We start from the raw sequence: 19499 nt of genomic DNA, 5'->3' as shown, positions 1-19499 counted from the left end.
ACATGCACGAATGTGCTGACAAGATCACCAAATGTCAGCCACGGCTGGCGACAAGCCCAGCGGCCGAGGGCCGGCGTTGTCACGCCCCTCAGACCACCCGGGCCCGCGCCTGGCCCTCCATCACCTCCTGGAGCAGCACCACCGTCTCCTCGGCCAGATCGACACCGAGCCTTCTCGCGAGCCTGGTCAGGACGTAGACGAGCCGCTCGACCTCGGAGCTGTCATCGGCCAGATGGGCCACCCGGATCTTCTCGCACATCAGCTCCTCGTCCTCGGGGCAGCACACCAGGGCCCGGTCCAGGGCGAACCGGGCGGTCCGCAGGTCACCGGAGGCGCGGGACCGGCGGGCCAGCTCGACGCCGACGTCGCGGATGGTCTGCACCATCTCGGTGCGCCACTCCTCGGCCCAGTGCCACTGGCCGGGGGCGGCGTCGGCCATCGGTGCGCCGCGCACCAGGTCGAGGACGGCCCGCAGACTCGGGTCGGAGGTCCTGCGGATCCCGCCGACCAGCATTACCTGGGCCTTCTCCCAGTCGGTGCCCACGGCGTCACTCATCCGGATCTCCCCGTCGTAGGCGTCGGGCAGGTAGGCCTTCCCGGCATCGTCGCGGCCCAGCCATCGTCGCAGCCGGGACGTGTTCGACCGCCTGGTCGGCTCCGAGACCATCAGCGCCGCGCCCATCTGCGCCGAGCCGCTGCCGGGATGGGCGAGGATCCAGGCGCAGTACTCCAGGCACTGCCGCACGGCCTTCGACGGACGTTCCCCCCGCGCCCCCACGAGCTCGACAGTGCCGAGCACTCGGAGGACCGGGGCCTCGGCAACGGTGCTGGGCGACACATCGGTCTCCTCATCGGGCGGTGGGACGTGGGGGTGCTCGCACGGCATCGCCGCCATGCCGAGCCCTTCGACGGGAGCGCGAGCGGGATGATCGACGACATGCACGACGCGGTCCTCGGCGCTGCTGCCGGCAGGTCCGGTGAGATCGCGGTCGGCGGCCCGGGGGTCCTCACCGTCGTGCTCCCACCAGGGCGCCTCTTCGGTGCGGTCGGCGCTCGTCGCCTCGACGAGGGTGACGATCCCTCGCCTCACCGGAGCGGTCACGAGCTGCGGTGCGAAGACCCGCGATCCCAGCCGAGCCGATTCGGCGGACTCGATCCTCACCAGTGCCAAAGCCCTATTGGGCGGGTCGGTGGCGGCAGCCGGACTCACCAGCACCACCCCGGCCCGGCGCAGCTGCAGGGGGTCGGGCAGCCGGTCGGGGACGGCGTCGGTCACGATCACCCGCTCGACCGGCGGGAGGTCCTCGGGCACGGCCCTGGGACCCGCCAGCAGGGCATCGATGCTGTCCATCGCGTCCCTGCCGGAAACCAGCCGGACGTCCTCGCATCCGGTCTCGCCCAGCCACGCCAGCCCGGGCCCGGCCGCCACCACCTCCAGCCCCTGGCTCCACCGTGTGCAGGTGAGGCTGAGCGCGATTCCCGCGACCATCGCCTCGACGTCGGCCGGGTCCCCCGTCACTCCCAGCCAGCCGTCGGTCTCGGCGAGATCGAGCACGACCGGACCGTCATCGTCGTCGCCGAGGACGACGGTGGCCATCGGCAGGTCATCGGGGTCAGGGCCCCCGGTCTCCTCGTCGCCGGCACCGGCCAGGGCTGCGCGCAGGGCCGCGGCCTCGTCCTCCAGCACGGGCACCCGGCGGCCCACCGGGCGGGCGAAGAGCTGGGAGCGCCGCCCGGCGAGCAGGGCGCCCGAGATGGCGCCGGCCAGGAAGAGGCTCATCCCGGCCAGCGCCGTTCGCAGCGCCTCCGACCGTCCGTCGGCGGCCGGAGGGACGGCAGTCGGGGTGCCGGCGGGGGTCGTGCCGGACTCAGGGACCGCCGCGGGAGCGGCGGGCACAGCGGCTTGTGCCGGTGCGGAACTCGCAGCGGCCGTCGGCGCCGGGGAGGGGGTCGGCGCCAACCTGCCTGGAGATGCCGGGGCGGCCGGCAGGCCCCGGGGCACGTGCGGCGCCGGGACCGGGGCCGCGGCCCGGCCCTGGGAGGCGGGAGCCGAGGGCAGCCGCAGGATCCAGCCGACGTCGATCGCATCGGGGTCGGCGATCCGGTCCCGGTTGAGCTGGTAGATCTCGGTCCAGCGGTCGGGATCGCCGAGGTGGGACCGGGCCAGACCGCTGAGGGTGTCGCCGCGCGCCACGGTGACGGTCCGCGGGTCGGCGGGAGCGTCCGCCGGAGACGAGCCACGGGCATCGGCCGGGCTCGTGGGCCGGGCATCGGCCGGAATTCTGATCGTGTCGCCCACCGGCAGCGCGGCCGGGTCGATGCCGGGATTGGCCGCGGCGATCCGGCGCCACCGGGTCGGGTCACCGTAGGACTGCCGGGCCAGCGACCACAGGCTGTCGCTCGGCCCCACCACATGGTCGACGCCGTCGGCTGCGGCGACTCCCGCGTCGGCGGCCTGCTGATGGTCCGTGGCGGGGGCGCTCCCGGTGCCGTGGCCGGCATCGGGTACCGCACGGTCGGGGACGGCCACCGGCGACGCAGCAGCGACCGGGGCCGCCGGTGGCGGCCCCTCGGCGCGGGAGATCGGGGCCAGCAGCGCCAGGCTGGCGACCAGCAGTCCGGCGGCGATACCTTGCACCGGCCGCAGGCCCGGGACGCGGAACCGACGTCGCCCCGGCAGTCCGGCGGCCAGGTTGACCGCCTCGACGGCCACGGCGACCGTGAACACCAGCCAGGCGGCCCAGCCGACCAGGGTGAACAGGCCGAGCAGCAGGCCGCCGTCGTCAGGGGCGCTGAGGGCCTGTGGAAGACGCCGCAGCTCCTCGGGACGGCCCCAGGCGAGCAGGGCGACCGGCGAGCCGATCACCAGGAGCACCAGCACGGCCGTGGCGACCAGCGAGGAGAGGATGCGTCGGACGGCGGTCATGGCTGTCGCTCCCTGTGGCTGTCGACCGGCGCCTCGGCGGACGCCGAGACATGGAATGAGCCCGGCAGGCCGGGCAGCAGGAGATCCGCCATCGAGACCGTGCAGCCGACCCGCACCTCGACCCGACCGGGGAACCCGACAGGGACTGCGAGTCCCACCGGATCGACGTCGACCGCAGGTACCGTGCATCGGGTGCCCGCCAGATCGGCCAGGGCCACCTGACGCCCGGCCATGACGCCCTGGGCGGGTCCGGCGGCCACCGAGACGGCCCGGGCGGCGGCCTCGGCGGCCGAGTGAACGTCCCCGCGAGTCTGCCACAGCCGCCAGGATGCGGCGGTGAGGGCGGCCAGCAGCAGCACGGCGGGCAGGACGACGGCAGCCTCCAGGGCCGCCGCCCCACGGTCCCGGGCGGGTCTGTGCCCGATGCCCGGGGCACCGGCAGCAAAGGACTCGACTGCACGAGACTCGGCAGCACGGGACCCGACGATGAGGGTGATGAGGCGTCTCATGTCCCCTCCTTCACCCCGACGGCGCTGGCGCTCAACGGCGTCGACGCCCGGTCGAGGAGTACCGGGACGCGGGCGCGCACCTCGACGGTCGTCAGCGCTCCGGACCGATGGACCGCCACAGAGATGTCACGGACCCCGGAGGGCCCGGCGACCTGCCGCGCGGCGTCCAGGGCGTCGCCCGGCTGCGAACCGGCCAGCGTCTCCGCGCGCACCGCGGCCCGGGCGGCCTCGGTGACCGCCGAGCGCGCCTGGAGCACCACCGCGGCCTGGATGACGCCGAACACGGCCATCAGGACGAGCGGCCAGACCAGCGCCCACTGGACCGAGTCGACGACTCCGCGCTCGGTGCCGGCCCGGCGTGACGCGCCGGTCAGGTGGGCAGGTGACTCTTGACGTAGGCGGTGATGGCCGTCACGACGATGGTGGCCACTGATACCGCCCCGACCAGCAGGATGGCGTTCTCGGTGGACTGGCTGAGTCCCCGCTCGTCGCGACGGGGAGTCCGCGGGCGCTGCGGTGCCGAGGGCAGGAGCGTCAGGACCGGCAGCATCACCGCGGCGGCGCGACGGATGAGGGCGATGCCACGCGGGGAGCTCGGCACGGGTCGTGGTGGTGTGGACATCGGGGCCTCCGGCGGGGTGAGCGGTGGATGGACGGGAGTGAGCGGTGGACGGGCAGCGGTGGACGGTCGACAGACGGGAGGGATCGCGGGGGACGACGGCGAGGGTGCTCATGGCGCCAGCCCTGAAAGGCGCAGCAGAGGCGGGGTGAGCAGCACCAGGCCGAGGACAAGCACCGGCACCACCATCCACACCGTCATGGATTCGGAGGTCTCCTGGGCTGCGATCTTCTCGCGGGTGAGGTGGGCGTCGCGCATCTCGGCGGCCCTGGCCCGCAGTGTCCCGGCCAGCGCGGCCCCCTGGTCGTCGAGGCGCAGCACCTCCACGAGCTCGGCCAGTTCGGGCAGGTCCAGCTCATCGGCCAGCCTCTCCAGCCCCGCCCAGGGGGCCTGCTGCTCCAGGCGCGCACGCTCAAGGGTGGCGCAGATCCGGATCATCACGGCGTGATCGCTCAGCTGGGCGGCGTCGACCAGTGCCCGTGACGCCGACTCATTGGCGAGCCTGGCCAGGGTCACCAGGTCGATGAAGCTCAGTACCGCCTCGGCGGCGTCCTGCCTGGCCTCCCGCCGGCTGGAGCGCAGCCGCAGGTCGGGCAGGAACCAACCCGCCGCGCCCAGAGCCATGGACACCAGCACCGGCGCGGCGGGCGGGTTCAGCCCGGTCAGCCGGCCCACCCCGGCCACCAGCAGCGGAAGCATCAGCCCGGCCAGGGCCCACACGCACTTCTCGACCATGAAATCGCTCAGCGTCCGGCCGCGCAGTGCCAGCACCCGCCGGGTCGGCTGCGACACCCTGCCCAGCCGTCCGGCGGCGAGTCTCGCCCCCAGGCGGTCCAGACGGCCGGCGTCCGCAGGCAGCTCGGCCAGCGGAGAGGGCTCGGCCCCGGCCCCCGACAACCGGTCGAGGGCGTCGGACAGCCGGACCGGGGCTCGGCGCCGTCCGGCGACCACGAGCACCGGGGAGGCGGCCAGCACCGCCCCGCAGGCGGCCGCCAGGACGAGTGAGGGCTCAATCACGGCGTCCCCCTCCTCCAGGCTCCGCCTTCACCAGAACCCGCCGCCACCAGGATCCGGCCGCGACGGCGGATCTGCGACCGTCTCGCGAGCACCGCCAGGGCCCCGGCGTACATGGCCGCGTAGAGGCACAGCAGCCCCTGGCCGAGCAGGCTCGCGTAGGGGGTGAAGTAGCTGCGCCCGAAGACCAGCGCCACGCCCAGCACGACCCCGATGACGGCGGTCACCTGCCGCACCACGATCCGCGGCTTGGCCCGTTCGGTGCCGATCTCCCGCATCGCCTTCGCGCGATCGGTCAGTCCGCCGGCCAGGGCGGTGAGCGTGGCCGAGGCGCCGGTGCCGCCCCGCTGGGAGGCGATGAGCACGGCGGCGATCACCTGATCGGCGTCGGCGGAGTCCAGGTCGTCGGCCAGATGCTGGAAGGCCGCGCGCGGCTCCCACCGGGCGTCGAGGCGTCCCACCAGCCCGGCCAGCGGTTCGGCGAGGATCTCGGGGGCCTGACGCCGGGTGGCCCGGATGGCGTCGACCACCGATTTGCCGGTGGACGCCGACCCGGCCACCAACCGCACCCAGCGCTCCAGCCCACGGACCAGGTCGAGATCGCGTTCGGGCGGATCGGCCAGCAGCACCGGCAGCCCGATGAGCAGGGCGGGCCCGAGCACCAGGAGGATCGCCCAGCCGGTGATGAGGTACCCCACCAGGCCCGCGACCAGACCCGCTGTCCACCGGATCCGGCGGCCTCGTGGTGCCGATCGCCACCTCTTCTCCACCGCCGTCCACAAGTGTGTGGACAGTCCTGTGGATAACCTCTCGCCACGGGGTGGACGGGGAGCCGGCACCGCACCCGCCAGGATCATCACCAGGCCGCCGGTCACCAACGCCGCGAGCAGGCCGGCCAGCGCGGCGTTCATGACCAGGATCCGATCTCGGGATCCACGGCCCGCAGCTCGGCCAGCAGGCCGGGATCGGGATGGAAGACGGTGCCGCGCGGCCCTCCGGCGCCGCTGGGGCCCGCACCGGCCGCATAGGTGAGGTGGGTCACCGGTCTGCCGCCCTCCATGGCGCCGGTGAGCTGGCGGATCTCGGAGATGTAGCGGCGCCGCACCCCCTCCCGCCAGGTGTCGTCGACGAGGGTGACGTGGACCAGCAGGGTGATGTTGTGGGCGATCTGGCGGTAGGCCTCGTCCATTCCCATCGCCCCGCCGCGGGCCACCCTGGCGGCCAGCCGGTCCATGGTCGAGGAGGCCGAGTGGGAGTGGGTGGTGCTCAACGAGCCGGCGCCGGTCTGCATGGCCTCGAACATCGCCCCGGCCTCAGCCCCTCGCACCTCGCCGATCACCAGCCGGGACAGGTTCTGCCGCAGCGCCTCGGGGATGAGATCGGCCACCGTGTACTCGCCGACGCTGCGGCCGTCGATCCGCTCCCCCAGCCCGACTGTGGCCTGCAGGGCGATCATGTTGCGCCTGGCCGGGCGCAGGTGGGTGAGCAGCTCGTAGTCGGTCTCCAGGGTGCCGAACCGCTCGGTGGGCGGGATCGCGTCGACCAGCGCCCGCAGCAGGGTGGTCTTGCCGGCCCCCTGATCCCCCGAGATGACGATCGACTTCCGTGCCCGCACCGCGGCGCGCAGCAGCACCGCCACCGCCCGCGGCATCATCCCGGTGGCGGCCAGGTCGTCGAGCCCGACGTCGGTAAGGGTGTGGTGGCGGATCACCACCGAGGGCCGGTGGGCCAACCCGAAACCGATGACGTGGAGACGGTAGCGGTCGCCCAGGGCCACCGTCATGGTGGGGTGGGCGTCGTCGAAGGGGCGGGGCGGATCGGCGGACTCGCCGAGGAACCGGATCGCCTCGACCAGTTCGGCATCGGAGTCGGCCACCGGCGGACGCTCCTCCCGGTGGCCGTCGGAGAACTGGACGAGCACCTGGTCGCAGCCGTTGATCTCGATGTTCTCGGCGTCGGGGATCTCGAAGAGGGGCTGAAGGCGGCCGTAGCCGAAGATCGCATCGATGACCACCCGGACGTGGCGCATCTCGGCGTCCATCGACCACAGCGCCTCGCCGGTGGCGGCGAGCCGCTCGGCGTGGGCGTGGACCACCTCGCGGATCACCGCCTCCCCGAGCATCCGCAGATCTTCAGGGTCCAGATCCAGGCCCCGGTTCTCCCGGTGCTCGGCCCGCTCCCGGCTGATCCGGTCGCCCGCCTCGCGACGCAGCCGCACCACGAGCGCCCAGTCGACCGGTCCGTCGCCGACGCGGTCTGCCTGCGATCCCGTCCGCGATGCCGTCGCGCCCGGACCGGGGACCGACGAGGGCCGCCTCGGAGTCCATCCCGGGGCGGGGCGCAGCGGCGTACTGGCCGACGTCGGACCCACCCGGCGCAGCAGCCCGGCCAGGCCGGCGCTCGAAGGGGTCGACGCCGCGGGGGCTCCTGGATCCCCGTCGTGGCGGCCGGAACTCGTGGGTCCGGCGTCGTCGCGGTCCGCACCGTTTCGGCCCTCACCGTTGCGAACAGCGCCGTCCAGACGTCGTGGGGCGGTCACAGCGCGACCTCCCTCGCGGCGTCGGCGAGCAGCCCGGCGAGCCGTGCGGCGCTGTGGCGCAGACCCGACGCGTAGCGTCCCGAGGCCCATCCGCGGGGTCCCGGGGCGCCGTCGGACAGCACCGCCGCGGCGCGGGGATCGTCGGCCACCTCGGCGATGACCGGCATCCCGAACTGGGCGCAGATCTCGCGAGCCGAGTAGGGGTGCCCGGCGCCGACCGTCACCAGGCCGACGGTCGCGGCGGTGCGCGACGACACCGCTTCGACGGTCTCGGCGTTGACCGACAGGCCGGCCAGCGGGCGCAGACCGCAGCGGGTCACCACTCCCACGGCACCGGCCCTGGCGCACAGCTCGGCGGGCAGGCCGTCGGAGCCCATCCGGCCCAGGTCGACGATGACGTCGACACCGGCGTCGCCGAGTTCAGCCAGCGAGGCGGCGATCGCCGGCCAGATCATGGTGAACAGGGCGGGCTGGGCGGGATGCCCGAAACCGGGCAGGAAGCGGGCGGTGGGGCTCGGCCGGCCGTCGATCCCGGGCAGCGCGATCACCTGGTTCCACAGGGCCGCGGTGAGATCGGTTCCGGCGCGATGGGCTCCAGCCAGATCCGCCAGGCCGCCGCCCGTCTCGGTTCCGGCGGACAGATATCCGGACTCCACCGCGTGGGAGGGGTGCGGATCGGCATCGACCATCAGCACGTCGCGGGGCCAGCACAGCGCCAGGCCCAGGGCGGTGGTGGTGACGCCGGGGGCTCCGGAGGCGGAGGTGAGCAGCAGGATCGCCATCACGGCCCCCTGACGATGACGGCCACCCGGTCGCGGGAGGCCAGATCGGCCAACCGGGCCGCCTGATCGGCGCTCACCTCGACGTCGAGCAACCAGCTGGTGCGGTCCTCGGCACGGACCGGGGCACGGACGACGACGGCATCGGTACTGCGAGGGGTCTCGGCGTCCGCGCTGCGCGAGGCGTTCGCGGCGGCCTGTGTCTCGGACTTCTCGGCCACCTCCACGACGCTGATCCGTGTTCCGGCGGGCATCGGCGAGGTGGGCATCCGTCCGGCGGGAAGCCGCAGCCCCACTCTGGACGTGCCCGGTGTGAGCGGCAGGGCACCGACGGACCCCCTGCCGGGCAACGACCCGGCAGGCAGGTCGACCCGGGCATGTTCTCCGATCAGTCCGTCCAGCTCGGAGGCCGGCAACGTCGACACGCCTTCGGCGACCGAGATCGAGACCACCCCGACGTCACCGGAGCGCAGCTGCTCGCCACGGGCGACGTCGCGGGTCATCACGAGCACCGACTGGGCCCGGCTGGCCTGGGTCCAGGCGAAGGCGCCGCCCAGGGCACCCAGCACCGCGCACAGCAGGCCCGCGACGATGAGCATCGGGGAGCGCCGGGAGCGCAGCCGGGGCGACTCCTCGACGGCTCCGGGCGCGGTCGCGCCGGGCTCTGCGACGTCGTCGGAGGGTGCATGCCTGGCCCTCCGCGTGCGGGCTGTCAACATGACGCTGTACTCAAGCAGACATCACGGACGACCTCAAGGTTCTGTGCCGAAATCTGTGGATAACTCGCCGCCTGTGGAAAACTCCCGCGGCGACCACACAGGTCAGCGCAGGTGCACGGATCCCTTGACCGACCAGCTGAGGCTCGCATCATCACTGCCCGAATCGTCGCTCACGACGACTTTCGCATCGAGCTGGAGTTCCTCGGCGGTCTCGTAGGGCGCGTTCTGGCCCACCATGAAGGAGGCCCCGGGCTCCAGGACGTACGGGGGACGTTGGGTGCCGGCCTTGAAGGGAGTGGTCGGCGCCTTGTCCGTGGCCATCAGCTCCGGGGCCCTCACCCCGACCAGCCCCGGCTCCCACGGCCAGTCGGGGTACCGGGCGGTGATCGCCACCGTTCCGATGCCCAGGCTGATCGGATCCGTGGAGATGTTGGTGACGACGTAGCGCAGCACCACGAGCCGGTCGCCCTTCGCGATGACCGGCGTCCCGTCGGTGGGATCGACCATCACAGACGCCGTCGGCGCCGGCGCGGTCGCCACCTGGTAGACGGTGATGCGGACCCGCTTGTCGCCGACGACTCCCAGGCGGTGCCCCGAGGTGGCCACCGACGTCGCCCAGTCGGCGGTGGTGAATCCGGCCGATGCGGTGGTGGAGGGGGTGGGAGTCGGCGTGGCGGTTCCCGACGTGCTCTCGCACCCCGCGATGGCGAGCGATACGGCAGTCACCGTCGCAGCCACGGCCCTACCGGCGATCCGTCCGGGCTGAATCATCTCTCCCCCTTCCATCCGGCCGCTACCCCCACTCTCATGGCCGCCAGTCTTCCATCCTGACCCACAGATCTGTCGGGGCCCCATGGCCGATAAAGCGGACGGCGTCACCTCCGAGGCGGGTCACCGACCTTCGGGATGCGGGTGCGAGACCACGAAACCGGATCGGGCTTGTCACCCCCGCGGGGGACGGATCCGGCGCTGAACACGAGGTCGCCGACCAGCTCTGGGCGAACAACGGGTGAGTTCACGGGTGAGTCTTCCAATTTTCAACGAATCCGGCTCCCGGATGCCCATCTCCAGTGCTTACATGCTCGTGTCTACATCACCGGAATGCGGTTCGCGGCCGTGACACCGGCAGGTGTTGACATGTGCCCACTCGCCACCAGATCTTGGAGGGATCCGTGCCACCAACCCTTCCGGGCGACTCCACGCCCATCACCCGCATCATCGGGGCCGCGCTCGACCTCGCCTGGCTCGAGTCGGCCGGCCGACCGCTCGACGAGGAGGAGAGTCGCCTGCTGAACCTGTGCGATGATCTCTGGCATGTGAGGGCCGATGTCGCCAGGCCCGATCCGCACATCACATCGCAGGCCACCTGACCGGCTCCAGACAGCGCCCGTCCGGGGCCCGGCTCAGAACCGGGATTCGCGCAGCAGGGACATCGTCACCGAGTCCCACCGCCTCCCGTCCCAGAGCCGGGCCCCCGGCACGCGTCCGCACTCCGAGAAACCGAGACCCGAGGCGCAGCGGATCATCCTCTCGTTGCCGCTCCAGGTGGTCATGGTGAGTACATGGGCGTCGGTCTCCCGGAAGGTCTGGCGCATCCAGCTCGCCAGTGCCCGCCGCCCGATGCCCTGTCCCCACAGCTCGGGATCGAAGATGACGATGCCGAGCTCCCACCAGCCGCCGCCGGCCGGGGGCTCCTCGAATCGATTGACGAACCCGCAGCGGTGGCCCTCCACGGTCACCAGCGCCCGGTCCCCCGATCGCAGACGCGGGCGCCAGTCCGCGCAGAACTCTTCGTACTCGCGGTCGTCGACGTCGCCGAAATAAGGCCCGTCCCACCGTTTCCACGCCGCATCGGGCACCTCGACGTTCCAGTGCCACAGCCAGATGAGGTCTTCCTCGACGAGCGGGATGACGTCGACCTGCGGGGTCATGGTTCTCCTCAACATCGTCGTCATCGGTCCTGTCCGTCCGCGGCGCCGGTGCGACCGTCGCCCTGACGGTCCGCCGCAGCCGCTCGCACAGCCGTGCGCAGCCCCGACGGGTCCCCCGCCCGGCCCGGGTCGGGGGGCATTTTCTCAGAGCCGCCTCCGCCTGATCCACATCGACTCCGGCCCGCAGCGCCACGATCGCCACCCTCACCCGACCGTCCGCCCGGGTGAGGGCGTCCGCCGCCGCCTCGGGGGAGGCGCCGGCGGCCTGCTCGACCATCCGCACCATCCGCCGGTGGAGCTTCTCGTTGGTGGCGACGACGTCGACCATCAGATTCGACCAGGTCTTGCCCAGCCGCACCATCGCGGCCGTGGAGATGGCGTTGAGGACCATCTTCTGGGCGGTGCCGGACTTCATCCGGGTCGATCCGGTGACCGCCTCGGGACCGGTGTCGGGAAGGATCGCGACGTCGGCGAACCCGGCGAGCGGCGCCTGTGGATTGGTGGAGATGAGTACGGTCGCAAGGCCACGGCGCCGGGCCTCGGCGAGCGCTCCCCGGACGTAGGGGGTGCGGCCGCTCGCGGCGATGCCGATGACGGCGTCGTGCGGGCCGGCCTGTGCCAGCTCGGTGGCGCCGAGCTCCTCGGAGTCCTCCGCCCCCTCGACCGCCCTCACGAAGGCCCCCTCACCCCCGGCCATGTGACCGATGACCCGGTCGGGCCCGATGCCGTAGGTCGGCAGAAGCTCGACGGCGTCGAGCACCCCCAACCGCCCCGAGGTGCCGGCTCCGACGTAGTGGATCGACCCGCCCGCGGCCAGGGCTGCGACATACAGGTCGACCGCCCGGGCGATCTCCCCGGTGCAGGACTGGACGGCCGACGCGACCCGGGCGTCCTCGCCGAGGATCTCGGTCACCACTCCCGCGGAGTCCAACTGATCGATGTCGAGGGTGCGTTCATTGCGCGTCTCCGTGGGCCAGCTCAGGCGGGGCCCGGACAGGACCCGGGAAGAAGCTGTCACGCTACCTCCTTCTTCACTCGCACATCGACGGCACGCTGAACGTACCTGCCCCATGTAGATTCTGTCCACACCTGATGTCCTCCTGTGTCCTTCTGGAGGGAAGCGCCCGGAGACCGGCGTATGGTCCCTGGCCATGACAGTGATGGGGATCGACCTTGGAGGCACCAGCACCCGTGCGTTGATGGTCGATACTACAGGTCGGCAGCTGGGCCGCGGACAGGCAGGCGGGGCCAACCTGAGATCGGCCGCCGGCGGTGTCGTCGCGGCCGCCGAGGCGGTGTCCGCAGCGGCCTCCGGAGCCGTGGAAGCGGCCGGCGGGAGACGTCCCGAGGTGATCGTCGTCGGCGCCTCCGGGGCGGGGGCGGCGCGCCACGACGAGGTGTCGGCGGCGATGCGGGAGACACTGGCAGGGATCTGCGGAAGGGTCCGGGTGGAGAACGACCTGGCCACCGCCTTCCGGTCGGCCAGCGAGAGCCCGGACGGATACCTGCTGCTGTCGGGCACCGGTGCGGTGGCGGCACGCTTCCGCGACGGGTCGGTGGTCGGCCGGGCCGACGGCCTGGGCTGGATCCTGGGGGACGTCGGTTCGGGCCTGTGGATCGGCTGGCAGGGACTGCGCGCCGTGGCTGCCGATGTGGACGGGCGCGGACCCGCCACGACCCTCTCGACGTCGCTGATCGGGGCGCTGGACATCCAGCCCGTCACCGGGGACCCGGCCCAGGACCTCGTCCGCCGGATCGACGAGCTGGTCCCGGCCCAGATGGCGCGCCTGGCGCCGCTGGTGCTCGAGGCGGCAGGGCCCGACCGGGTGAGCGCCGATGAGGTGAGCGCCGGCATCTGCCGCGAGGCGGCGTCCGGCCTGCTGAACAGCCTGCGAGCGGTGGTCGGGGAAGGACCGCGCACCGTCGTCCTGGCCGGCGGCGTGCTGGCCCACGACACGGTGGTGCGCGAGCTGGTGACCGGCGAGCTGGAGGGCTGGACGGTCCTCACCGCCTCCGATCCGGTCCTCGGCGCGGTGAGGATCGCCCGGGAGATGATCGCGGCCCCGACACGCGACGTTGCTCGAAAGTGTCGTTGTGATTTTCTCGACGACGAGCTGTGACAAATTGCTGAGTTGTCGTTGTTGCATTTGACGGGAGCACCTGTGACAGGGTCACGTCTCGCGCGAGTGATCGTCGGGCCCCAGCCCGGCCAACCCAGCTCCCACCACTCCCGTCAGGATCAGACGGGCCGCATTTTCTCGCTCCAGAACCCGGAATCCCGGGCCGCCGTCGCCCGATCCCGGCCTCTGGGACGAGAAATTGTCGCCCGTCCCGATCGCACTCACCGGCACCTCAGTTCGAAGTCGATCTCGAAGGTGCGATGCCAGGAGAATCCGACGTTCTCCACCCGCCAGCCGACGAATCCCAGATCCCACAGCCCGTCCTCCAGCATCCGGGTGGCCTTCTCCACGGCCCGCGCCTCCTGGCCGGGGCCGAAGACGGTCCCGGTCGAGGCCAGGCCCAGTTCCTCGCGCAGCCCTCGGCGCCCCCGGGCCTGGTGGACGCAGTCCTCCAACAGGCGGTGCACCAGCAGTTTCTCGCGTTCCGGCCGGGAGCCGGTCCCCCGCCACTCCCCGTAGCGGATGACACCGGAGTGGTTGCTCCCGACACGCCGTCCCTGCTTCCCGGCATGCACTGGGACGGCGTGTCAGGAGCAACCACTCCACACGGCCGAGACGAACCATGGCGAGGACTGGAAGCTCGCTACTTCATCGTGCCCTGGGAGACCGATCCCTGCAGCTGCCGCTGGAAGATGACGTAGACGATGAGCACCGGGAGCACCGTGAGCACCACGGCGGCGAACAGGGCACCGTAGTCCACCTCGTAGTTGGTGCGCGAGGCGAAGGCCGCCAGCCCCTGGGAGAGCACGTAGTTGTCGGTCCTCGTGTTCAGCGCCACGGGGATGAGGTACTGGTTCCACAGACCCAGGAAGTTGAAGATCGCCACCGAGGCGAAACCGGGCTTGGCCATCGGCAGCATGACGCTGAAGAAGGTGCGCCATTCCCCGGCGCCGTCGATCTGCGCGGCCTCGTAGATCTCGAAGGGCAGCGTCTTGAAGAAGGCGTAGAGGAAGAACACGGTGAAGGGCAGCGCGAACGCCACATAGGTGATGATGAGGCCCGGGATCGTGTTGAGCAGTCCCATGTTCTTCAGGGTGAAGAACAGCGGGACGACAGCCAGGAAGATGGGGAACGTGTTGCCCGCCAGGAAGAGCGTGTAGATGAGCTTGTTCCCGTGGAACCGGTAGCGGGCGAGCACATAGGCGCTCATCGCCCCGAGCACCATGACGATGATCAGTGCGGAGAACACCACCACGATGGTGTTGAGGAAGAAGTCGCCGATCTGAGCGGTGGTCCAGGCGTTCTTGAAATTGATCCACTGGATCGTCTTCGGCAGCCCGAAGGGGGAGGAGAAGATCTCACTGGTGGTCTTCAACGAGGTGAGGATCGTCCACAGCAGCGGGAGGATCACGATGACCGCCCACACGATGAGCAGCACGTGGGCGGTGGTCGAGACGGCCTTGTCGCCGGTGCTCGACCTCGGATGGTGGACGTCGATCTCGTCGACGGCGACGGGAGCCTGAAGGGAGGTACTCATGCCATCGTCACCGTGTCCTTGCCGCCGGTCAGACGATTCACCAGCGCGACGATCCCGGCGAAGATCATCGTCATGATCGCGATGACGACGCCCATCGCGCAGGCGAGGCCGTACTGGCCCTTGCTGAATGCCGCCTGGAAGAGCTGCTGGCTCATCACCAGGGTGGAGTTGCCCGGCCCTCCGAAGGGGTTCAGCACGCTCATGTAGACGAAGGCGTCCAGGGAGGCGATGCCCAGGTAGATCCACGCCGTCTGGACGTTGTCGCGGATCAGCGGGACGGTGATCGAGACGGCGGTCCTGAACCGGCCCGCCCCGTCGATCCTGGCGGCCTCGAAGATCTCGGCGGGAATCGACTTGATGCCGGCGATGAACAGCAGCATGTAGAAGCCCACATAGGCCCAGATCATGACGAACATGGAGACCGGCATGGCGGTCGACTTCTCGCCGAGCCAGGCGAACTCCTCGGCCCAGTGCGCTCCCGACTTCGTGAGGATCCCGTTCACCAGCCCGTGCGAGGGATCGAAGATCTGGCCCCACATAAGGCCGATGACCACGGCTGGCACGCAGTACGGGAAGAACGACACGACGCGGTAGAAGCCCGACCTGCTGAGGCCGCGGGTCTGGCCGTAGCTGGACCCTCCCACCGTGATCATCGTGGCCAGGATCAATGACAGCACGATGGTGATGAGCGGCACGAATACCGCCAGCAGCACGTTGTTGACCATCGCCTTCTGGAATACGTCGTCGCCCAGCAGCCGGACGTAGTTCTTCAGCGCCACGAAATCAAAGGTGGCCGAGAACCCTCCCCAGTTGGTGAGCGAGTAGTAGAACGCCTGGATGAACGGCGACACGACGAAGACCAGGTAGATGATCAGCGGGACGCCGAGGAACACGGCGAAGAAGCTGACCTTGTCGAAGCTCCAGTGACGGTGACGCTTCCTCGCGGGGGGAAGGGCCTCGGGCGCCTCAGGAGCACCGGAGAGGGTTCCTACCTCCGCGTAAGCGCCCAGGGGGGTGGATGCACTCATGCAGGACTCAATCTGATGGAGGGGCGGCCGTCCGGCCCGGGGACCGGACGGCCCGGAAAGGGTCAGGACAAACGCGGTCGCGGGCTCACTTGACCTTGATCTTCTGCACCGAGGAGTCGTCGGCGATCTTGTCGGCGACCTCCTGCATGCCCTTGGTGAGTTCGGCCACCGACGACTTGCCGGCCAGGAAGTCGTTCCACAGCACCAGGTGATCCTTGTTGATGCCGTAGAAGTCGACGTGCTGGATGTTGAACACCTTGTCTCCGGCGGTGTCGAGCATCTTCGTCAGGGAGACCAGCGCCGTGGAGCCGAAACCGTCGGCCGGGACGGTGTCCTTGACGATGGTCGGGGACAGGATCGTCTTGGCGAAGTTGGTGGCGGCGTCCTTCGACAGCATCGCCCGCATGAACTCCTTGCCGGCACCGGCGTTGACGCCCTTCTTCGGGAAGATGAACGGCTCACCCGGGGCGGCGTTCATCGCCTCGTATCCCAGCTTCGGGGAATCGGTGAGCACCAGTTCCGGGGCGCCCATCATCTTGAAGCCGGACTTGGTCTGCTTCTTCATCTCGTTCTCGATCCACGAGCCCGACGGATACAGCAGCGCCGCCTGGTCGTTGGACCACTGGGCCTGGGCGGCGGTGAAGGCGGTCCCCGCGCCGCCGGGCTTGAAGAATCCGGCGTCGATGATCTTCTTGAGCGCCTTGAGCACGTCCTGGATCGTCTTGTTGGACCAGGCGTTCTTCTCCAGGTTCTCGATCGGCAGCCGGACCTCGTCGCCGCCCTCCTTGAAGGCGCTGCCCAGCACCAGGGTGCGGTAGTAGCTCGCCGCCTCCTTGCCCCACAGGAAGAGGTACTTGTTCTTCTTCTTGGCCGTCTCGCCGAGCTTGTACGCCTCGTCCCAGGTCTTCGGCACCGTCCAGCCGTTGGCCTTGAAGAGCTCATCGGAGTACCACAGCGCGTAGGCGCTCATCACGTAGTTGAGGATGACGAACTTGTCGCCGCGGGTGCCGACCTCCTTGACGCCGGCGTAGAGGGTGTCGGCGATCTTCTTGCCCTCGTAGTTCTTGGCCGCCAGGATGTCGTCGGCGGTGTCCAGCTGGTCGAGCACCGACGCCACGCCGATCGAGTTGGCGCCCGAGTTGTCGATGACGTCGGGCGGGTTCCCGCCGACGAAGCGCGGCTGGAGCTCCTGCGAGATGTTGTTGGAGGCCTTCACCGAGGTGGTGAGCTTCGGGTACTTCTTCTTCATCTGCTGGGCCGCGAACTCGCAGTAGGCGATGCCGTAGCCGCCGTTGAAGATGACGGCGTCGAGCTTGCCGTCCTCCTTGATGCCGAAGGGGTTCGAATCTGATTTCTTGCCGGCCGACGGAGCGCCGCCGGAATCGGAGTCTCCGCCGCCACTCGCGGCGCAGGATGCCAGGGGCACCACGGCCGCAGCCGCAACGGCGCTCTTGAGGAAACCTCGGCGGTTGAAGGTTGACTGGGTCATGGTCATTCTCCTTGGTTGATGCCCGCCGACACTGGCGGACAGGGATCAATCACTCAGTGCTCTCAGGAAGGCCCTGCGTCCTGAACAGTAGTGACGCCCGGTGGGCGGCCACAAGCACTGCAACCGAACCGTTACGTCGCACTCACATAGTGCGTCATCCTTGCCCATCTGGGAGGCGATTCGAACCAGAATAGTGAGCGAATCGCTCACCCCAGGTGAGTGTCGGACTTCACGTGTGGACACCGTCCACCCCCTCGTCGGGTCCAGAGCACACCGTCTTCACGGGCCGGCGTCAGGACGCCCCGACAGACGGGTGGCAGGATCGTCCCATGGGCTCCTTCACCACCGACGACACCGCACTGGTCTTCGAGGGGGGCGGCATGCGCGCCAGCTACTCCTGTGCCGTGGTGGTGAAGCTGCTGCGCGAACAGGTCAGCCTGCCTCACGTCTCCGGGATCTCGGCGGGTTCGTCGAACACCGCGAACTACCTGTCGAAAGACGCCGCCAGGGCCAGGGAGTGCTTTGTCGAGTTCGCCGCCGACCCGAAGCTGGGTGGACTGCGCACTTTCGTCACCGGTCACGGACTCTTCAACTCCGAGTACATCTACCAGCACACCTCCCTGCCCGAGGAGGCCCTGCCCTTCGACTGGTCCGCGTTCGAGACCAATCCCGCGGCGATGCGTATCGGCGCCACCCGCACCGACAACGGCGAGCAGGAGTGGTTCACCCGCGACGACGTCGACTCGATGAAAGACCTCATGGTGCGGGTGCAGGCCTCGTCGACGATGCCCGGGCTGATGCCCCCGGTCACCATCGACGGGGTGGAGTACGTCGACGGTGCGATCGGCCCCAACGGCGGAATCCCCCTCGACGCCGCCCAGATGGACGGTTACGAGCGCTTCCTGGTGGTGATGACGCGGACCCGCGACTACGTCAAGAAGCCCCCGCGCAATATCCGCGCTCTCAACCGGATCTTCCGGAAGAGGCCCGCGGTGGCCGAGGCGCTGGCCGGGAGGTGGCGCCGCTACAACGCCACCCGCGAGGAGCTGCTCGATCTGGAGCGCGACGGCAGGGCGGTGCTCTTCTTCCCCGACCAGATGCCGATCGAGAACCAGGAGCGCCGGGTCGCCAGGCTGCGGCACTGCTATGCGATGGGGATGGCCCAGATCAACCGCCAGTGGCCCCGATGGCGGGACTTCCTGGGCATCTGAGGCTCAGCGGACCGCGTCGGCGAAGGCTTCGAGGCAGCGGTCGTTCTCCTGCTGCGAGCCGATGGACAGGCGGATCCCCTCGGGCTGCCAGCAGCGGGCGAAGACGCCATGGCTGCGCAGCACGTTGTCGATCCGCGCGGTGTCGTCGCCGGTGGACAGCCACACGAAGTTGGCCTGGGAGTCGCCGACCGGCCAGCCCTGGGAGCGAAGCCCGGCGGTGACCCGCTCGCGCTCGGCGACGATCCTCTCCACCCGCACGTCGAGCTCGTCCTCGTGGGCAAGGGAGGCGAGCGCCGCGTGCTGGGCGAGGTCGCTGACCGCGAAGGGGGTGGCGACGCGGCGCAGGTCCTCGGCGATCTCGGCGCTGGAGATCGAGAAGCCGATCCGCAGCCCGGCCAGCCCGTAGGCCTTGGAGAAGGTCTGCAGGTTGACGACGTTGGGGTGGCGGGCCAGCATGTCCAGGCCGGAGACGGAGTCGGCGTCCCGGTTGAAGTGCACGTAGGCCTCGTCGATGGCGACGATGACGTCGTCGGGAACGCGCGCCAGGAAGGCCTCCACCTCGTCGGTGTGGAGGGTGGTGCCGGTGGGATTGTTGGGGGTGCACAGCAGGATCAGTCGGGTGCGGTCGGTGATGGCGGCGGCCATCGCGTCCAGGTCGTGGTGCAGGTCGGGTCGCAGCGGCACCTTGACCGGCGTCGCTCCCCCGACGACGGTGATGATCGGGTAGGCCTCGAAGGACCGCCAGGCGAAGATCACCTCGTCGCCCAGGCCGGCGGTGGCATGCACCAGCTGGGTGGCGACCTCCACCGAGCCGGCGCCCACGGCCACCTGATCAGGGGTGACGCCGAACCGCTCGGCGATGGCGGTGCGCACCTCGACGGCCCCCATCGAGGGGTACCGGTTGTAGGAGCCGAGCCGACGCTCGATCTCGGCGACCACCGAGGGCAGCGGCGGGTAGGGGTTCTCGTTGGAGGACAGCTTGACGGCGTCCGGGCCCTCGGCGGCACCCTGCTTGTACGGCGGAAGTGACCTCACCACATCGCGTCGGCTCATCGTTGACGTCCTCCTCTGCTGCCCT

General features: G+C 70.4%; 19 protein-coding genes and 1 pseudogene. 3 read left to right on the top strand and 17 right to left on the bottom strand.

Annotated features, from left to right (window positions below):
- Nucleotides 1-88: 88 nt before the first annotated feature.
- From JS278_RS00440 to JS278_RS00395, 10 genes are all read right to left on the bottom strand, one after another.
- Nucleotides 89-2926 (bottom strand): LysM peptidoglycan-binding domain-containing protein, encoded by a 2838-nt coding sequence (locus tag JS278_RS00440; RefSeq protein WP_114043459.1) that lies wholly within the window; start codon nucleotides 2924-2926, stop codon nucleotides 89-91.
- Complete coding sequence (locus JS278_RS00435; RefSeq protein WP_114043458.1) at nucleotides 2923-3435, bottom strand: TadE/TadG family type IV pilus assembly protein; 513 nt, start codon at nucleotides 3433-3435, stop codon at nucleotides 2923-2925. The genes JS278_RS00440 and JS278_RS00435 overlap by 4 nt, the downstream gene beginning before the upstream one ends.
- Nucleotides 3432-3725: a hypothetical protein gene (locus JS278_RS00430; RefSeq protein ID WP_114043457.1), complete on the bottom strand. Its 294-nt coding sequence runs from the start codon at nucleotides 3723-3725 to the stop codon at nucleotides 3432-3434. The genes JS278_RS00435 and JS278_RS00430 overlap by 4 nt, the downstream gene beginning before the upstream one ends.
- 80 nt (nucleotides 3726-3805) lie before the next feature.
- Nucleotides 3806-4057, bottom strand: coding sequence for a hypothetical protein (locus JS278_RS00425; RefSeq protein WP_425451454.1), 252 nt, complete (start codon nucleotides 4055-4057; stop codon nucleotides 3806-3808).
- 108 nt (nucleotides 4058-4165) lie between these two features.
- Nucleotides 4166-5071, bottom strand: a complete 906-nt coding sequence (locus tag JS278_RS00420) for a hypothetical protein (protein ID WP_114043456.1) — start codon at nucleotides 5069-5071, stop codon at nucleotides 4166-4168.
- The gene (locus tag JS278_RS00415) at nucleotides 5068-5985 is read right to left on the bottom strand and encodes a type II secretion system F family protein (RefSeq protein ID WP_114043455.1); all 918 of its coding nucleotides are present in this window, start codon (nucleotides 5983-5985) and stop codon (nucleotides 5068-5070) included. The genes JS278_RS00420 and JS278_RS00415 overlap by 4 nt, the downstream gene beginning before the upstream one ends.
- Nucleotides 5976-7190: a TadA family conjugal transfer-associated ATPase gene (locus JS278_RS00410; RefSeq protein WP_114046027.1), complete on the bottom strand. Its 1215-nt coding sequence runs from the start codon at nucleotides 7188-7190 to the stop codon at nucleotides 5976-5978. The genes JS278_RS00415 and JS278_RS00410 overlap by 10 nt, the downstream gene beginning before the upstream one ends.
- Before the next feature lie 413 nt (nucleotides 7191-7603).
- A complete protein-coding gene (locus JS278_RS00405) occupies nucleotides 7604-8389 on the bottom strand; it encodes a hypothetical protein (RefSeq protein ID WP_114043454.1) in 786 nt (261 codons plus the stop codon).
- The gene (locus tag JS278_RS00400; RefSeq protein ID WP_114046026.1) at nucleotides 8389-8889 is read right to left on the bottom strand and encodes an SAF domain-containing protein; all 501 of its coding nucleotides are present in this window, start codon (nucleotides 8887-8889) and stop codon (nucleotides 8389-8391) included. The genes JS278_RS00405 and JS278_RS00400 overlap by 1 nt, the downstream gene beginning before the upstream one ends.
- A gap of 318 nt (nucleotides 8890-9207) precedes the next feature.
- The gene (locus tag JS278_RS00395) at nucleotides 9208-9876 is read right to left on the bottom strand and encodes a hypothetical protein (protein ID WP_114043453.1); all 669 of its coding nucleotides are present in this window, start codon (nucleotides 9874-9876) and stop codon (nucleotides 9208-9210) included.
- A 401-nt stretch (nucleotides 9877-10277) separates the two neighbouring features.
- Here JS278_RS00395 and JS278_RS00390 point away from each other — a divergent pair, with 401 nt between their 5' ends.
- Entirely contained in the window at nucleotides 10278-10475 is a 198-nt protein-coding gene (locus tag JS278_RS00390) for a hypothetical protein (RefSeq protein WP_147243096.1), read from the top strand.
- A gap of 33 nt (nucleotides 10476-10508) precedes the next feature.
- Here the strand turns inward: JS278_RS00390 and JS278_RS00385 are convergent, their stop codons facing one another.
- Together JS278_RS00385 and murQ are read right to left on the bottom strand one after the other, a co-directional pair.
- Nucleotides 10509-11036 carry a GNAT family N-acetyltransferase gene (locus JS278_RS00385; protein ID WP_114043451.1) on the bottom strand — a complete coding sequence of 176 codons (528 nt, stop codon included), beginning with the start codon at nucleotides 11034-11036 and terminating at the stop codon, nucleotides 10509-10511.
- Between the two features lie 199 nt (nucleotides 11037-11235).
- A pseudogene (murQ, locus tag JS278_RS16705) lies at nucleotides 11236-12108 on the bottom strand (N-acetylmuramic acid 6-phosphate etherase); the annotation flags it as partial.
- Between the two features lie 79 nt (nucleotides 12109-12187).
- Here murQ and JS278_RS00375 point away from each other — a divergent pair.
- Complete coding sequence (locus tag JS278_RS00375; RefSeq protein WP_114043450.1) at nucleotides 12188-13156, top strand: N-acetylglucosamine kinase; 969 nt, start codon at nucleotides 12188-12190, stop codon at nucleotides 13154-13156.
- 221 nt (nucleotides 13157-13377) lie between these two features.
- Here JS278_RS00375 and JS278_RS00370 read toward each other — a convergent pair whose 3' ends face one another.
- From JS278_RS00370 to ngcE, 4 genes are all read right to left on the bottom strand, one after another.
- Nucleotides 13378-13731 (bottom strand): DUF4127 family protein, encoded by a 354-nt coding sequence (locus tag JS278_RS00370; protein WP_114043449.1) that lies wholly within the window; start codon nucleotides 13729-13731, stop codon nucleotides 13378-13380.
- A 68-nt stretch (nucleotides 13732-13799) separates the two neighbouring features.
- Nucleotides 13800-14693, bottom strand: a complete 894-nt coding sequence (locus JS278_RS00365; protein WP_114043448.1) for a carbohydrate ABC transporter permease — start codon at nucleotides 14691-14693, stop codon at nucleotides 13800-13802.
- Nucleotides 14690-15721 carry a carbohydrate ABC transporter permease gene (locus JS278_RS00360; protein WP_114043447.1) on the bottom strand — a complete coding sequence of 344 codons (1032 nt, stop codon included), beginning with the start codon at nucleotides 15719-15721 and terminating at the stop codon, nucleotides 14690-14692. Before JS278_RS00360 ends, JS278_RS00365 begins: the two co-directional genes overlap by 4 nt.
- 85 nt (nucleotides 15722-15806) lie before the next feature.
- Entirely contained in the window at nucleotides 15807-17210 is a 1404-nt protein-coding gene (gene ngcE / locus JS278_RS00355; RefSeq protein ID WP_114043446.1) for an N-acetylglucosamine/diacetylchitobiose ABC transporter substrate-binding protein, read from the bottom strand.
- A gap of 329 nt (nucleotides 17211-17539) precedes the next feature.
- Between ngcE and JS278_RS00350 the strand changes: the two genes are divergently transcribed.
- Nucleotides 17540-18421, top strand: a complete 882-nt coding sequence (locus tag JS278_RS00350) for a patatin-like phospholipase family protein (protein ID WP_114043445.1) — start codon at nucleotides 17540-17542, stop codon at nucleotides 18419-18421.
- Nucleotides 18422-18424: 3 nt separating this feature from the next.
- Here the strand turns inward: JS278_RS00350 and hisC are convergent, their stop codons facing one another.
- A complete protein-coding gene (gene hisC / locus JS278_RS00345; protein ID WP_114043444.1) occupies nucleotides 18425-19474 on the bottom strand; it encodes a histidinol-phosphate transaminase in 1050 nt (349 codons plus the stop codon).
- Nucleotides 19475-19499 lie beyond the last annotated feature (25 nt).

It is taken from the genome of Acidipropionibacterium virtanenii (assembly GCF_003325455.1).
In the GTDB taxonomy this organism is placed as follows: Bacteria; Actinomycetota; Actinomycetes; order Propionibacteriales; family Propionibacteriaceae; genus Acidipropionibacterium; species Acidipropionibacterium virtanenii.
This window is presented reverse-complemented; position numbering and strand designations above follow the sequence as displayed.

Coding starts and splice junctions, on each gene's coding strand:
- JS278_RS00360 (WP_114043447.1), bottom strand. CDS start 15,721: ATGAGTGCATCCACCCCCCTGGGCGCTTACGCGGAGGTAGGAACCCTC.
- JS278_RS00435 (WP_114043458.1), bottom strand. CDS start 3,435: ATGAGACGCCTCATCACCCTCATCGTCGGGTCCCGTGCTGCCGAGTCT.
- ngcE (WP_114043446.1), bottom strand. CDS start 17,210: ATGACCCAGTCAACCTTCAACCGCCGAGGTTTCCTCAAGAGCGCCGTT.
- JS278_RS00365 (WP_114043448.1), bottom strand. CDS start 14,693: ATGAGTACCTCCCTTCAGGCTCCCGTCGCCGTCGACGAGATCGACGTC.
- JS278_RS00350 (WP_114043445.1), top strand. CDS start 17,540: ATGGGCTCCTTCACCACCGACGACACCGCACTGGTCTTCGAGGGGGGC.
- JS278_RS00385 (WP_114043451.1), bottom strand. CDS start 11,036: ATGACCCCGCAGGTCGACGTCATCCCGCTCGTCGAGGAAGACCTCATC.
- hisC (WP_114043444.1), bottom strand. CDS start 19,474: ATGAGCCGACGCGATGTGGTGAGGTCACTTCCGCCGTACAAGCAGGGT.
- JS278_RS00440 (WP_114043459.1), bottom strand. CDS start 2,926: ATGACCGCCGTCCGACGCATCCTCTCCTCGCTGGTCGCCACGGCCGTG.
- JS278_RS00395 (WP_114043453.1), bottom strand. CDS start 9,876: ATGATTCAGCCCGGACGGATCGCCGGTAGGGCCGTGGCTGCGACGGTG.
- JS278_RS00425 (WP_425451454.1), bottom strand. CDS start 4,057: ATGTCCACACCACCACGACCCGTGCCGAGCTCCCCGCGTGGCATCGCC.
- JS278_RS00430 (WP_114043457.1), bottom strand. CDS start 3,725: ATGGCCGTGTTCGGCGTCATCCAGGCCGCGGTGGTGCTCCAGGCGCGC.
- JS278_RS00400 (WP_114046026.1), bottom strand. CDS start 8,889: ATGACCCGCGACGTCGCCCGTGGCGAGCAGCTGCGCTCCGGTGACGTC.
- JS278_RS00410 (WP_114046027.1), bottom strand. CDS start 7,190: ATGCTCGGGGAGGCGGTGATCCGCGAGGTGGTCCACGCCCACGCCGAG.
- JS278_RS00375 (WP_114043450.1), top strand. CDS start 12,188: ATGACAGTGATGGGGATCGACCTTGGAGGCACCAGCACCCGTGCGTTG.
- JS278_RS00405 (WP_114043454.1), bottom strand. CDS start 8,389: ATGGCGATCCTGCTGCTCACCTCCGCCTCCGGAGCCCCCGGCGTCACC.